Below are 14,102 nucleotides of genomic sequence, written 5' to 3' on the forward strand. Positions count from 1 at the left end.
GCGACCCCCGCAGCCCCTGGCAGCGCGGCATCAATGAGAACACCAATGGCCTACTGCGCCAGTATCTTCCCAAGGGCACGGACCTGAGCGTGTACTCGCAGCACGAGCTTGATCTCATGGCCTGGGAGCTCAACATCAGGCCACGCAAGACTCTTGGCTGGAAAAGCCCCGCCGAGGTCTTCTTTAACAACAAGGCCATGAAAGATGCTGGCCTTATTCCGACTGTTGCACTTGGGGTTTGAATCCGCCCACCAAAGAAAAGGCGACCCGCAGTCTGGGTCCCTGCGCTTCGCTTCGGGCAACCTGCGGTGCTCGAGCCAAGCGGGGTCCGGCTAAACTCGCTTCGCTCAGACAACGCCGGCCCTGATCCGCTTGTCTCTGCGCTCCTCGGCCCAGCCAGGACGGGGCAAGCGGGAGCGGAAGCGGGAACAGAAGACAGAAATACAAAGAACAAACCAAGACAAACAAGGACTCGCCATGGCGAGTCCTTGTTTCTTCAGTATTCGGTTTTCTGTCTTCGGCTATTTGGTATTTCTTCTCCCCGTTCCCACCCCTTGTGGATGCGCCGAGGAGCGGAGGTCCAGACGGATCAGGGATCGCGTTGTCTGAGCGAAGCGAGTTTAGCGAGACCCCGTCTGGACCGAGCACCGCAGGTTGCCCGCAGCGAAGCGAAGGGACGCAGCAACCAGGGTCGCCTTTTCTTTTGCTTACTTTTCTTTTGGCGAAGCAAAAGAAAAGTGAGTTGCCGCCGGGCTACCCCCGGCCAGCAACCCTCAGCAGAGGGCAAAACGCTAGAACAGGAAACGGCCTAAGGAATCAACCCTAAAGCATGCATATACGCCGGCTGCACCATCAACTCATCCCACCCAAACCCCTTCCCCTGCGGCAACAGCGCCAGCCGCCGCAACTCGCTGGCCTCCATGGCTTCCCACTGGCCTTTGAGCAGGGCTTCGGCCATGCCGTCGAGGAGTTCGTCGACGGGTTGGCCCTCGCCCACTGACTGGTTGCACAGCAGCACCATGTCGCAGCCGGCGTTGAGCGCCGTCACGGCGGCTTCGGTATAGCTCACCTCTTTGCCGTCTATCAGGCGTGCGCCGGCCATGCTGAGGTCGTCGCTGAAGATCGCGCCGCCGAAGCCCAGCTGGCTGCGCAGGATGAAGTTGAGCCACTGGCTGGAAAATCCAGCCGGCCGGGCGTCGACCTTGGGGTAGATCACATGGGCGGGCATGACGCTGCTGAGCGTGGTGTTGAGCCAGCCGTAAGGCGCGGCGTCGTCGGCCAGGATGGCTTTGAGGCTGCGCTTGTCAACGGGGATGTCGGTGTGGGAGTCGGCCTTGACGAAGCCATGGCCGGGGAAGTGTTTGCCGCAGTTGGCGACGCCGGCCTGCAGCAGGCCGTGCATCAGGCTTTTGGCCAGCAGCGTGACGACGCGCGGGTCGCGGCCGAAGGCACGGTCGCCGATCACGCCGCTTTCGCCGTAATCGAGGTCCAGCACCGGTGTGAAGCTGAAATCGACGCCGCAGGCACGCAACTCCGCGCCCAACACATAACCGCAGGCGGTTGCGGCATTGGTGGCGACCAACTGGTCCTTCATCCACAGCAGGCCCAGTTCGCGCATGGGCGGCAGATGGGTGAAGCCATCGGTCTTGAAGCGCTGCACGCGGCCGCCTTCGTGGTCGACGCAGATCAGCAGATCCTCGCGGATGTCCTTGATCTCGGTGCACAGGTCGGACAACTGCCGGCGGTCTTTCCAGTTGCGGGCAAACAAAATAATGCCGCCGGTCAGCGGGTGTTTGAGGCGCCGGCGGTCGGCTTTGGTGAGCGATAGACCGTCGATGTCGATGATGAGGGGGGCGTGCTGGGTCATAAGGAAATCCGGAGGTTGAGGTCAAGTGCGTTTTTCCACCACACAGAAGCTGGCGGCGTAATCGGTCTCGTCGGTCACGGTGACATGGGCCGTGAGCTCGCGCGACTCGAACCAGGCCTTGAGCGCGCCGTGCAGCACGATTTCGGGTTTGCCGCTGGGGGCCTTGGCGATTTCACAAGAGCGCCAGGTCATGGGCATGCGCATGCCCATGCCGATCGCCTTGCTGAAGGCCTCCTTCGCGGAAAAGCGCGTGGCCAGGTAGCTGACACCGCGGTCCGGCCAGCGCGCGCTGCGCTCTTTCCAGGTGGCCAGCTCGCCGTCGGCCAGGATTTTTTTGGCAAAACGCTCGCCATGCTTTTCAAGGCTGGCGCGAATGCGGCGCACGTCGCAGATGTCCGTACCGATGCCGTAGATCATGGAGCCCCCACGGTCGCCCACTGCGTGTGGCTTCCTGCCCCCCGAGGGGGCCGCCCGCCTGCGGCCCGGCAAAGCCGGTTCCGCGGCTCAGGCTGGTACTTCAGGGTCGTTTCACGGCAGCGGGAAATCATGCCGGTGCAAACGCCCGGTCTATGCAAGCTAGATAGCCCCTGACAGTGGCGGCATAACCCAGCTCCAGCGCGTCGGCGACCAGGGCGTGGCCTATGGACACTTCCAGCACGCCGGGCACTTCGCGCACAAACTCCATGAGGTTGTCGCGGTTCAGGTCGTGGCCGGCGTTGATGCCCAGGCCGGCGGCGGCGGCGGCGTGGCCTGCCTCGGTGAAACGGGCCAGGACTTGCGCTTTTTCAGGGCCCGCCCAGGCGCGCGCATAGGTTTCCGTATAAAACTCCACGCGGTCGGCGCCCACGGCTTTGGCGGCTGCCATGGCTTCCGGCACCGGGTCCATGAAGAGGCTGACGCGGACGCGGCGGTCATGCACCTGCTGGATCAGGGGCCGCAGGCGCTCGGCATCTTCGGGGAAATTCCAGCCGTGGTCGCTGGTGAACTGGTCTTCGCTGTCGGGCACAAAGGTGCACTGGTGCAGCGGCAGGCCGCGGGCGGCCAGGTCATGCACAAAACCCATGAGGTTTTGGAAGGGGTTGCCTTCGATGTTGAATTCGCGATCCGGCCAGTCTTTCATCAGTGCCGCGAGCTCAAAAACGTCGTCAGGGCGAATATGGCGCTCGTCGGGCCGCGGGTGCACCGTGATGCCCTGGGCGCCGGCCTCCAGGCACAGCTCGGCGGCGCGGCGCACGCTGGGAATGTCCAGGTGGCGGGTGTTGCGCAGCAGCGCGACCTTATTAACGTTGACCGACAGTGCGGTCTTGCCGTACGCATGGGACACGATGGGAACGGGCGAGAGGAGTTTCATGGGTGGCTCGTTAAAAAGCTTGCAGGTCCATCATCATCTGGCGGGTTTTCAGAACCTTCACGCCGCAATGGTAGTGCAGCAGGGCGCGCAACTGGGTTTTAAGCTCATTGAAGCCGGGGATACAGGCCCGCACGGTGTCGGAGAACAAGGCCTCGTCGCCCAGCGCCTGCTGCAGCGCCTGCCATTGCCCGCCGGGCAGGCTGACACGGTCGTCGTCATGCGCCTGGCGCAGGCCCGCTTCGGGCACCAGCACGTAGCGGGTTTCCGGGTCCAGCGGCGCCAGCGTGGCGGTTTCAGCGTCCAGCAGGGGCAAAAGCCCGATGTCGCGCAGCAAGCGCAACTCAAACGCGCGCAGCGCCAGTTGCAGGGTTTCGGCGCTCTGCGCGGCGATCAGCTGCACCGTGGCCGCATAGGCGTCAAACAGCACGGGGTGCGGGTCGTCACGGGCCATCAGGCGCATGAGGAGCTCATTCAGGTAATAACCCGACAGCAGCGCATCGCCGGTCGGCATCACGTGGCCGCCCTGCCATTCGGCGCTCTTGAGGGTGCGGATTTCGGCATCGCCGCCAAAAGCGATGTGCAGCGGCTGCAAAGGCAGCAAGATCGGCCGGAAACTGGAACTCGGCTTCTTGGCCCCCCGCGCCACCAGTGCCACCCGGCCATACTTGCGGGTGAACACTTCGAGAATCAGGCTGGACTCGCTCCAGTCGTAGCGGTGGAGAACGTAAGCAGGCTCGTCGCCAATGCGTTTAGTGGCCATGGCGGAGCAACTCCGCTTACTCGTAGCCGAATGTCTTGACCCTGGCCTCGTCATCTGCCCAGCCGGAGCGGACCTTGACCCAGATCTCCAGGAAGACCTTGCCGCCCGTGAGGGTCTCAAGCTCATGCCGGGCTTCGGTGCCTATGCGTTTGAGCTTTTCGCCCTTCTCGCCAATGATCATGCCCTTGTGGCCGTCGCGCTCGACCACGATGGTGGCGGCGATCTTGCGCAGGGCGCCCTCCTCCTCGTACTGGTCGATGATGACGGTGGAGGTGTAGGGCAGCTCGTCGCCGGTCAGGCGGAACAGCTTTTCGCGGATGATTTCAGCGGCCATGAAGCGGTCGCTGCGGTCAGTCAGCTCGTCGGCGCCGTACATCCAGGGCTGGGCCGGCAGGTATTTTTCGCAAATGCCGAACAGGCGCTCGATGTCCTTGGCGTTGTTGGCCGACATGGGCACGAATTCGGCGAAATTGTGCCGCTCCTGCATTTCCTTGAGCCAGGGGGCGATCTCGGCGCGCCGGTGTATCAGGTCGAATTTGTTGGCCAGCAGGATCGCGGGCGTTTTTTCAGGCAGCAGGGCCAGCACCCTGGCGTCGGCCTGGTTGAACTGCCCGGCTTCGACCACAAAGACAATCAGGTCCACGTCGTTGACGGCGCCCACCACGGTGCGGTTCAGCGAGCGGTTCAGCGCGTTGCCGTGCCGGGTCTGGAAACCCGGCGTGTCCACGAATACATACTGTGTCGCCTTGACCGTGCGCATGCCGGTGATGCGGTGGCGCGTGGTCTGGGCTTTGCGCGAGGTGATGCTGATTTTTTGCCCCACCAAAGCATTGAGCAGGGTGGATTTGCCTACGTTGGGCTTGCCGACAATGGCGATCAGGCCGCAGCGCTGCTCGCCGGCGAGCGGTGTGCCGGGGGCGGGCACGGCCGCGCCGCGCGAGGACAGGGCTTGCGCCAGCATGGCTTCGAGCGCGTCGGGCGGCTGCGCAGCGTCCAGCGCTTTGGCCTGCCGCGCTTTGGGCTTGGCGGCCGGGGCGGCGGCCGAGGCCGTCGCGGGTTTCTTGGGTTCTTTTTTACCTGTACTCATAATCTTGGTGTGTTGGCCTGCGTCTCTGGGCGGCCGCGGGCGCGGAGTCAGGATTCCAGCGTCTTGACAAACATCAGCATGGCCGCAGCGGCGGCCTGCTCGCCGGCGCGGCGCGAACCGCCTATGCCGCGCTCGGCCCGCCCGAATTCGGCGATTTCGCATTCGACGTCGAATGTCTGCTTGTGGGCGGCGCCCATGGTGCCCACCACGCGGTAGATGGGCAGGTTCATTTTGCGCCCTTGCAGCCACTCCTGCAATTCGGTCTTGGGATCCTTGCCGATGGCCTGCATCTGGGGGTTGATCTCGACGTCCCTGAAAAGGCGGCGCACCAGCTGATTGGCGGTTTCAAAGCCTGCATCGAGGTATACCGCGCCAATCACGGCCTCCAGCGCGTCGGCGAGGATGGAAGGCCGCTTGTGGCCGCCGGACTTGGCTTCGCCTTCGCCCAGGCGCACCATGTCGGGCAGGCCCAGCACCACCGCCAGCTTGTGCAGGGTGTCCTGCTTGACCAGGTTGGCGCGCACGCGGGACAGGTCGCCTTCGGGCAGCTCGCTCAGCTGTTCATAGAGCAGGCCGGCCACAGCAAGGTTCAGGACGGAATCGCCCAGGAACTCGATGCGCTCGTTATGGTCGGACGAAAAACTGCGATGCGTCAGCGCCTGCAACAGCAGTTTGGGATTGGAGAACTCATGCTCCAGGCGCTTTTGCAGCGCTGGCAGGCCCGGGCTCGATGTGGCGCTGGCTCGCACTTATTTGGATTTGCCGCTGTACTTGAGCAGCAAGAAGGCGGGGCCGGCCATGTGGATTTCCTTGGTGTAGGCGAAAGCCACCACGGTTTTATCGCCGTCCTTGGTCACTTCCAGGTCCTTGCCAGTGATCGATTTGATGTCGTCAATCTGGGCCGCCTTGTCGAAGATGGTCCGGACTTCGGCGACGGTACTGCCGTCCCTGGCCTTGTTGGCGGCCTTGGTGATGGCTTGGAGCTCCACCAGGGTCGGGAAAACCTGGGCGGCCAGAATACCCGCGCAGACCAGGATGACGCAGAAAAACAGAAGGCCGATGAAGGAAAGGCCGCGTTGCTGATGTTTCATTTTTTCTCCGCTCCGACTAAAAAATCTTCCGGCTCACCATCGGGACGGCGCCGCCGCCCGTGACCTTATTCGAAAGAGCCGATACGTTTGAGGTTGCCGAAATTCATCCAGACAAAAAAGGCCTTGCCCACGATATTGGCCTCCGGGACAAAGCCCCAATAGCGCGAATCCTGCGAATTATCGCGGTTGTCGCCCATCATGAAGTACTGCCCCTCAGGCACCTTGCAGACCATGCCCTCGCTACTGTAACGGCAATTTTGCTTGAAAGGAAAGTCCATGACCTCACGCTCATCCAGTCCGGCGCGCCGTGTGTCGTCATTCAGCAACCGGTACTTGCGGGCGCCGTTGACCTCCTCGAACTGCTTGGCGTAGCGCAGCACGTCTTCATCGAAGAAATCCGGCAGCGGCGTCTTGGGCAAGGGCTTGCCGTTGATGGTCAGCTTCTTGTTGATGTAGGCCACCTCGTCCCCCGGCACGCCGACCACGCGCTTGATGTAGTCCAGGCTGGGTTTGGGTGGGTAGCGGAACACCATCACGTCGCCGCGCTGCGGGCTCTGGTTGTTGATGACCTTGATGTTCAGCACCGGCAGGCGCACGCCGTAGTGGAATTTGTTGACCAGGATCAGGTCGTTGACGAGCAGGGTCGGGATCATCGAGCCCGATGGGATCTTGAAGGGCTCGAACAGGAAGGAGCGCAGCAGGAAGACCACCACGATCACCGGGAAGAGGCCCGCCGTCCAGTCCAGCCACCAGGGCTGCATGATGAGCCGGGCCCGGGCCTCGCCGAAGTTGATGTTGTCGACCTGGGTAATGCCTTTTTTGGCCAGTTCGGCCTGCCGGCTGGCGGCGCTTTCCTCGAGCGCCGCGGCGGCCTTGTAGCGCTGCGGCAGGAAATAAAAGCGTTCGGCCAGCCAGTAAATGCCGGTGACCACGGAGGCCAGGAACAGCAGCAGGGAGAAATTGCCTTCGACGGCGCCGAAGTACCAGGCGGCGCCGTAGCCCACAAAGGCCGCCAGCACCACGGCCGTGATCGTGCTCATTGCGCCGCGCATCAGTCTTCCACCTGCAAAATGGCCAGGAAAGCTTCCTGGGGTACTTCAACGGAACCGATTTGTTTCATGCGTTTTTTACCCGCTTTTTGTTTCTCTAGGAGTTTGCGCTTGCGTGAAATATCGCCGCCGTAGCACTTGGCGATCACGTTTTTGCGCAGTGCCTTGATTGTCTCACGCGCAATAATGTTGGCCCCGATGGCCGCCTGGATCGCGACGTCGAACTGCTGGCGCGAAATGATCTCGCGCATCTTGGCCACCACCGCCCGCCCGCGGTAGGCCGACTGGCTGCGGTGGACGATGATGGACAGCGCATCCACCTTTTCGCCGTTGAGCAGGATATCGACCTTCACCACGTCGGAGGCCCGGAATTCCTTGAATTCGTAGTCCATGGACGCGTAGCCACGGGAGACGGATTTGAGCTTGTCGAAAAAGTCCAGGACGATCTCGCCCAGCGGCATCTCATAGGTCAGCATGACCTGCTTGCCGTGGTAGGCCATGTTCAGCTGGATGCCGCGCTTCTGGTTGGCCAGCGTCATGACGGCGCCCACGTAGTCCTGCGGCATATATAAGTGCACGGTGACGATGGGCTCGCGGATCTCGTTGACTTTCCCGGCGTCCGGGATTTTGGACGGGTTCTCGACCTTGATGGTCTCGCCGTCGGACTTGAGCACCTCATAGACAACGCTGGGCGCCGTGGTGATCAGGTCCTGGTCAAACTCCCGTTCCAGCCGCTCCTGGACGATCTCCATGTGCAGCAGGCCCAGGAAGCCGCAGCGAAAGCCGAAACCCAGGGCTTCGCTGACTTCCGGTTCATAGTGCAGGGAGGCATCGTTGAGCTTGAGCTTTTCGAGCGCGTCGCGCAGGGACTCGTACTCGCTGGCCTCGGACGGGTACAGGCCGGCAAACACGGCGGGCTGGATCTCCTTGAAACCGGGCAGTGCCTCGGCGGCGGTGAAAGCCGCGCCGCCCGTGCCGGGCTTGATCAGCGTGACGGTATCGCCCACGCGGGCGGCCTGCAGCTCCTTGATGCCGGCAATCACAAAGCCCACTTCGCCGGACTCCAGCGCCTGGCGCGGCTCGGTGTGCGGGGTGAAGACCCCCAGCTGCTCGGCGTTGTACATGGCCTCGCTGGCCATCAGCTTGATACGGTCGCCCTTGGCGAGCCGGCCGTCCACCACGCGCACCAGCATGACCACACCCACGTAGGCGTCGTACCAGCTGTCGATGATCATGGCGCGCAACGGGCCGTCGGGGTTTCCCTTGGGCGGCGGAATCCTGGCGACGACGGCCTCCAGGATTTCATCGATGCCCATGCCGGTCTTGGCGCTGCAGGGAATCGCGTCGGTCGCGTCGATGCCGATCACTTCCTCGATTTCCTGCTTGGCGTTCTCGGGGTCGGCCTGCGGCAAGTCCATCTTGTTGAGCACCGGCACGACTTCGACGCCGAGGTCCAGCGCGGTGTAGCAGTTGGCGACGGTCTGCGCTTCCACGCCCTGGCTCGCGTCCACCACCAGCAGCGCGCCCTCGCATGCGGACAGCGAGCGGCTCACTTCATATGAGAAGTCGACGTGGCCCGGCGTGTCGATCAGGTTGAGGTTGTAAACCTCGCCGTTGAGTGCCTTGTATTTGAGCGCGGCGGTCTGCGCCTTGATGGTTATCCCACGCTCTTTTTCGATGTCCATCGAATCCAGAACCTGCGCGCTCATCTCGCGGTCCTGCAAACCACCGCAGCGCTGGATGAGCCGATCGGCCAAGGTGGACTTGCCGTGATCGATGTGCGCAATGATCGAAAAATTTCTGATGTGATTCATCAACGAGAACGCCTAAGTACTTGAAAGTATTGCGAAGAGATTGGACTCAATTCGCGAGGGGCCATAAAAAAGGGCGCGTCGATTGCGACGCGCCCTGAACCAACAATCTATGGCAACTGCGATAGTTGGAACTTCATTGTAGGCAAAAAGCCAGAGCCGAACAGTCCCGAAATCGCCATATTTTTGTCGTTGCAGGCTAGCAACAGGAATCTTATACACAACTTATTCACAATTTTAAACTGCTTGTCTCTGGACAACTTGTGGGTGATCTGTGGAGCGATGGGTATTACCCAAAATTAAGATCGAAAGTGGGATTTTGGGCTTCCCGATATATCCAAAAGACGCAGAGGCAAGCCGATATTCTACCGAAAACCGTCCTTGCCTCGTTTTGTTGTTAGTGGTCACCAACAAAAAGCAGGAGCGAGCCCTCTCAAAAATATATTTTTTGGAGGCCCAAAAAAGACTGGGGACCCCGGCAAAACCCACAAATCCCAGCAGGGTATGGGGGCCTTGAAGACCCGCATCGACCTCCCCGACGCCTTTGCCGGGCCTCATCCAGGTTTGCTTGCGGTTTAGCGTGAGGGCCGGATCAAAGCGTACTGCGCCCATTCGCCGCGGCGGAACAGCACGTTGATGGCCTTGGTCTTGTCGATTTTCGCGAGCGCAGCCTCAAATTCCTTGACGCTGGTGACTTCGGAATTGGCGATCGCCACGATCACGTCGCCCTCCTTCAGCCCGGCGCGTGAGGCCGCGGCTTCCGCAGTGTCCACCTTGACGCCGCCCTTGATCTTGAGTTCCTTCTTCTGCGCGTCGTTCACTTCGCTGACCACCAGGCCCAGGGCCTGGGCGGCGCCGGCGACCGGGGGCTTGGGCTCGGGGCCCGACGCTTTTTTGGCCGGTTTTTCAGGCTCGACTTCGCCGATAGTGACCGAGAGGTCCTTGCTCGCGCCGCGCCTGAAGACGGTCACCACGGCCTTGGTGCCGGGCTTCACATTGCCGACCATGCGCGGCAGGTCGCTGGATTTCTCGATGGCCTTGCCGTCGAACTTGATGATGATGTCGCCGGCCTCGATGCCGGCTTTTTCCGCAGGTGCGCCGCCTTCAACGCCGCGGACCAGAGCGCCTTGCGCCTTGCCCAGGCCTATGGATTCCGCCACCTCCTTGGTGACCTGGTCGATCTGCACGCCGATACGGCCCCGCGTCACCTTGCCGGTGCTGCGCAGCTGGTCGGACACGCGCGCGGCTTCGTCGATGGGGATGGAAAAGGAAATGCCCTGGAAGCCACCGGAGCGCGAATAGATCTGGCTGTTGATGCCGACGACCTCACCGCGCATGTTGATCAGGGGGCCGCCGGAATTGCCGGGGTTGATGGCCACGTCGGTCTGGATGAAGGGAAGGTAGTCGCCGGTGTCGCGCTGCTTGGCGCTCACGATGCCCGCGGTCACGGTGTTTTCAAGGCCGAAGGGCGAGCCGATGGCCATCACCCATTCACCCACCTTGAGGCGGTTGATGTCGCCGATCTTGACGGCCGGCAGGCCTGTCGCCTCGATCTTGACCACGGCCACGTCGCTGCGCTTGTCGGCGCCGATGATCTTGGCCTTGAATTCACGCTTGTCCGTCAGGGTGACGAGGACCTCGTCGGCACCTTCCACCACGTGGGCATTGGTCATGACGAAGCCGTCCGCCGTCAGGATGAAGCCGGAGCCCACGCCGCGCGGCTGGTCTTCGTCGGGCTGGCCGCGGTCGGGCCGGGGCGCGCGCGGCATGTTGGGCGGAACCGGAATGCCGAAGCGCTTGAAGAACTCCAGCATCTGCTCGTCGGCGCTTCCGCCGGCGGAAGGCTTGGCCTTTTCCAGGGTGCGGATGTTGACCACCGACGGGCCTACCTGCTCCACCAAATCCGTGAAGTCGGGCAATGTGCGGTTTTGCGCCCATGCAGGGGCTGCCGGCACCAGCGTGGCGACGGCAGCGGCGGCCACCAGGCCGGCAGTCAGGCAGGAGCGCAGGGGTTTCCAGTTCAGTTCAAGCATTGTCAGCCTCGTCAAAAATATTGGTCATCAGGCCTCCAGGCCGCCGCCGGAAAGAGCCGGCCGCCGGAGGAGCGCCAGGGGCATATTATTTCCTGCGCTCCAGGCCGTTGGCAAAGAGCTTCAGGGTGGCCATGGGGACTTCGCCCATGACGGTGATCCAGTAGGCATCCAGCTGCCGGGTGATGGTCTGGGTGGCACCCATCGACAAGCTGGATTCGCGCTCATGGCGTTGCCGGTCGAAGGGCTCCACAAAAATGGAGACCGAGGCCAGGCCGTCGGAAAAAATCCATTGCAGGGGCTCCTCGCCGGGCGCCGGGCTGGCCGTCACCGGCCGCTTGTAGCAGCTCATGGGCTTGAAACCCGCCACCGGCGCCTTCAGCACCCAGCCCTCGGCACTCGCGGAGGTCTTCACCAGGACCGGTTTTTCCACGCGGTAGCCCTCGACCTTGCCCATCATCTGGAGCAGCTTGTCCATCTTGACCGGGGCATCGAGCTGCAACTCGGAAAACGCCGCCTGCTCCAGCACCTTGCCGTCGGTGTCCAGCGTCTGCAGCTTCACGACCAGGCCTTTTTTCTGCTCGGTCCAGACACGGTAGCCGAAGCGCATGCTGTCCTTGGGCACCAGCAGCACGATGTCGGCTTCGACGCCGGCCACGCGATCGGTGCCCTCCTGCTTGACCTTGTAGAAATCGGCGATGCGGCTGTCGGTCGATTGCAGCAGTTGCGGAAACATGCCCAGCGACTCGCGCTTTTCACTGCGGACCACCTTGTGGTCGGGCATGAAGGTGACCACCTGGTCGTTGTGGCGGAAGATGGAGCGCGGCGCGCCGGTCAGCGTTTCGACCCGTTCCATCTGCTGGTCGCCTTCGCAGACATGCCAGATCTTGGCGCTGGACATGGCGCCGCCCGACGAGACCACAAAGGTGCCGATATAGGAACGCTTCCTGGAGGCCTCGTGCATGCGCATCAGCCAGTCGTTGATGCTGCGGGATTCCACGGCCGATGCCGCGGGAGGCGAGGCCTGCGCCGCCACGTGCCCCATGGCCGGCAGCGTAAATCCTGCCAGGGCGAGAAGACGAAGAAGCTTGAGGTTCATGGTGTCGCCAAAGCCCGGTCGCGGCGCAGCGCGCGTTCAGCGCCCGGCATTGCGAGGGGTCTCAAAAGTGGCATTGCGCAGGAAGCCCGAGGGCTCCTGCAGGGCCGAGGTGCCGCCCAGTTGCTTGTGCGCGGCCAGCAGTTCTTCAAGCCGCGCATCGCGAACCATGAGGCCTTGCGGCGAAGCGACCACCACCTGCTGGGAGGAGGCGGGGGCCTGGGCCAGTTGCGGCGCGGCGGGGGGCGACAGCAGGCCGGCGGCGTTCCACGCTATGGCGGACACCGCCGCGAGCGATGCGAAACCCGCCACCAGCTTCCAGCGGAATTCCCCGTCGTTGGAAGCCTGGCTGCGGTGAGGAGGCAGTACCAAAGGCACATCGTGGACGGCCGGCTGGGACGGACGGGACGGTGCACCCGGCGAGGCTTCTTGCGCCAGGCGCTGGTTCAGGCGACTCAAAAATGCCGTATCCACGCCGCGCAGGCCCTGCGAAGGGGATCGCAACGCATCGCCGATCAGGTGATAGGTATCCCAGCAGGCCACGGCCGAATCATCGTGCCGGCTGGCATGCAGCGCGGCCGCAAAGTCTTCCCCGTCCAGCTGGCCATCGGCCAGTGCGGACATGAGTTCGCTGGTTTGCATAGACGGTTTCATGATGTTCGTGGTGTCCGTGGTGCTCGGGGGTAGCGGGGCTGCCGTGGTGACGGGCTGAAAATACCTGGTTTGCTTCGTGGCTTCATGGTTGGCTCCTGGGTGCTGCGGCCTCACCAGCGCTTGCCGCTCTGGTTTTCCAGCAGGGGTTTCACCTTCTGCGAAATCGCTTCACGCGCCCTGAAAATCCGGGACCGCACCGTGCCTATGGGGCAATCCATGGCCTCGGAAATCTCTTCGTAGCTCAAGCCTTCGATTTCACGCAGGGTGATGGCCTGGCGGAGTTCCTCCGGCAAGGCTTCCATGGCGGCATTGATAATTTCGGCGATTTCCTTGCTGGCCAGCACGGCTTCCGGCGTTTCCGAGCTTGTTAGTTCGTTTTCCAGCGGGGAAGTTTCATCGCTTTCCTCGCTTTGGCCCGATTTGAAGGAATTTTCGGAAACGGTCGGATCCCGTTTGAGGTCCATCAGGGCTTTTTTCGCGGTATTCACGGCGATCCGGTACAGCCAAGTGTAAAACTGGGCCTCGCCCCTGAATTGCGCCAGGGCCCGGTAGGCCCGGATAAACGTCTCCTGGGCGATGTCTTCCACCAGGTCCACGTCGCGAACCATGCGTCCTATCAGGCGCTGGATGCGCCGCTGGTATTTGATGACCAGGAGCTCATAGGCTTTCTGGTCACCCGCGACGGTGCGCTCGACCAGCATGGCGTCGCTGTCGATGGCTTGCTCCGCCGGCAATGGTGGCAGGTCAGCGCTCATGGAAGGTTTGGCGTGCCGTCAATGGAGTGCATAGCCCCCGATACTGCCACAGCCGGTGCCCCATCCATTCGCAGTGAATCGTGCTGCCAAGGCATAGCGGCCGCCTTGTGCGGCGAAAAAACCGCCCTGCGCAGGTCCAGCCAGCGCTCGGGCATGCTGCGCCGCTCCATCCAGAGCCACAAACAGGCATGGGCCTGGTTTTCGAGCCGCAGCAGCATGGCATGCTGGAAATCAGCCAGCACCGACAGCCGGTACTCGGCGACGCCGGCCTGGTAGCCCGGACTTTCCCAGCGCCAGACCTCGCCGTCCCAGGCGAGTTGGCCCGCCGGAGCGTTGCGCCAGCCGGTATAGGCCGCGGCGCCGGCGCCAAGCACAAAAACAAGCGCCAGCGCGATACGCCAATCGAGTGGCCTGCCACCCTGGAGAAACCAGGCCAGTGTCAGGAACAGGCCGCAAAGCCACAGGCACAGCAAAAGCGCGCCCAGGAAACGCGAACGCCCCAACGGATAAACAACCGGAGGGGCGTTGTGTGTGGTCAAGGGCTTGCTTGG

15 protein-coding genes are annotated in these 14,102 nt (G+C 62.7%); 1 reads left to right on the forward strand and 14 read right to left on the reverse strand.

Annotated elements, in window-relative coordinates; translation table 11 throughout:
- On the forward strand, positions 1-242 hold a 242-nt coding region (locus AC1D0O_RS23950), incomplete at its 5' end, for a transposase (RefSeq protein WP_477652821.1).
- 566 nt (positions 243-808) lie between these two features.
- Here the strand turns inward: AC1D0O_RS23950 and nagZ are convergent.
- The 14 genes from nagZ to AC1D0O_RS24020 form a co-directional block, all read right to left on the reverse strand.
- On the reverse strand, positions 809-1,867 hold the full coding sequence (gene nagZ, locus AC1D0O_RS23955; RefSeq protein ID WP_477655985.1) for a beta-N-acetylhexosaminidase: 1,059 nt from the start codon (positions 1,865-1,867) through the stop codon (positions 809-811).
- Between the two features lie 21 nt (positions 1,868-1,888).
- Positions 1,889-2,284 carry a holo-ACP synthase gene (gene acpS, locus AC1D0O_RS23960; RefSeq protein ID WP_477655986.1) on the reverse strand — a complete coding sequence of 132 codons (396 nt, stop codon included), beginning with the start codon at positions 2,282-2,284 and terminating at the stop codon, positions 1,889-1,891.
- A 127-nt stretch (positions 2,285-2,411) separates the two neighbouring features.
- Complete coding sequence (locus AC1D0O_RS23965) at positions 2,412-3,218, reverse strand: pyridoxine 5'-phosphate synthase (RefSeq protein WP_477655987.1); 807 nt, start codon at positions 3,216-3,218, stop codon at positions 2,412-2,414.
- 10 nt (positions 3,219-3,228) lie between these two features.
- Entirely contained in the window at positions 3,229-3,978 is a 750-nt protein-coding gene (gene recO / locus AC1D0O_RS23970; protein WP_477655988.1) for a DNA repair protein RecO, read from the reverse strand.
- Positions 3,979-3,994: 16 nt separating this feature from the next.
- Entirely contained in the window at positions 3,995-4,939 is a 945-nt protein-coding gene (gene era / locus AC1D0O_RS23975) for a GTPase Era (protein ID WP_477656035.1), read from the reverse strand.
- Positions 4,940-5,112: 173 nt separating this feature from the next.
- On the reverse strand, positions 5,113-5,814 hold the full coding sequence (rnc, locus tag AC1D0O_RS23980) for a ribonuclease III (RefSeq protein ID WP_477655989.1): 702 nt from the start codon (positions 5,812-5,814) through the stop codon (positions 5,113-5,115).
- Positions 5,815-6,156, reverse strand: a complete 342-nt coding sequence (locus AC1D0O_RS23985) for a DUF4845 domain-containing protein (protein ID WP_477655990.1) — start codon at positions 6,154-6,156, stop codon at positions 5,815-5,817.
- A gap of 65 nt (positions 6,157-6,221) precedes the next feature.
- Positions 6,222-7,196 (reverse strand): signal peptidase I, encoded by a 975-nt coding sequence (gene lepB, locus AC1D0O_RS23990; protein WP_477655991.1) that lies wholly within the window; start codon positions 7,194-7,196, stop codon positions 6,222-6,224.
- Positions 7,197-7,207: 11 nt separating this feature from the next.
- Positions 7,208-9,019 carry a translation elongation factor 4 gene (gene lepA, locus AC1D0O_RS23995; RefSeq protein ID WP_477655992.1) on the reverse strand — a complete coding sequence of 604 codons (1,812 nt, stop codon included), beginning with the start codon at positions 9,017-9,019 and terminating at the stop codon, positions 7,208-7,210.
- A gap of 572 nt (positions 9,020-9,591) precedes the next feature.
- Positions 9,592-11,049 (reverse strand): DegQ family serine endoprotease, encoded by a 1,458-nt coding sequence (locus tag AC1D0O_RS24000; protein WP_477655993.1) that lies wholly within the window; start codon positions 11,047-11,049, stop codon positions 9,592-9,594.
- Positions 11,050-11,134: 85 nt separating this feature from the next.
- A complete protein-coding gene (locus AC1D0O_RS24005) occupies positions 11,135-12,145 on the reverse strand; it encodes a MucB/RseB C-terminal domain-containing protein (protein WP_477655994.1) in 1,011 nt (336 codons plus the stop codon).
- Positions 12,146-12,181: 36 nt separating this feature from the next.
- A complete protein-coding gene (locus tag AC1D0O_RS24010; RefSeq protein WP_477655995.1) occupies positions 12,182-12,766 on the reverse strand; it encodes a sigma-E factor negative regulatory protein in 585 nt (194 codons plus the stop codon).
- 140 nt (positions 12,767-12,906) lie between these two features.
- Entirely contained in the window at positions 12,907-13,551 is a 645-nt protein-coding gene (gene rpoE / locus AC1D0O_RS24015; protein WP_477655996.1) for an RNA polymerase sigma factor RpoE, read from the reverse strand.
- A complete protein-coding gene (locus AC1D0O_RS24020; RefSeq protein WP_477655997.1) occupies positions 13,548-14,090 on the reverse strand; it encodes a hypothetical protein in 543 nt (180 codons plus the stop codon). The genes rpoE and AC1D0O_RS24020 overlap by 4 nt, the downstream gene beginning before the upstream one ends.
- Between the last annotated feature and the right edge of the window lie 12 nt (positions 14,091-14,102).

It is taken from the genome of Polaromonas sp. P1_F2, assembly GCF_056405735.1.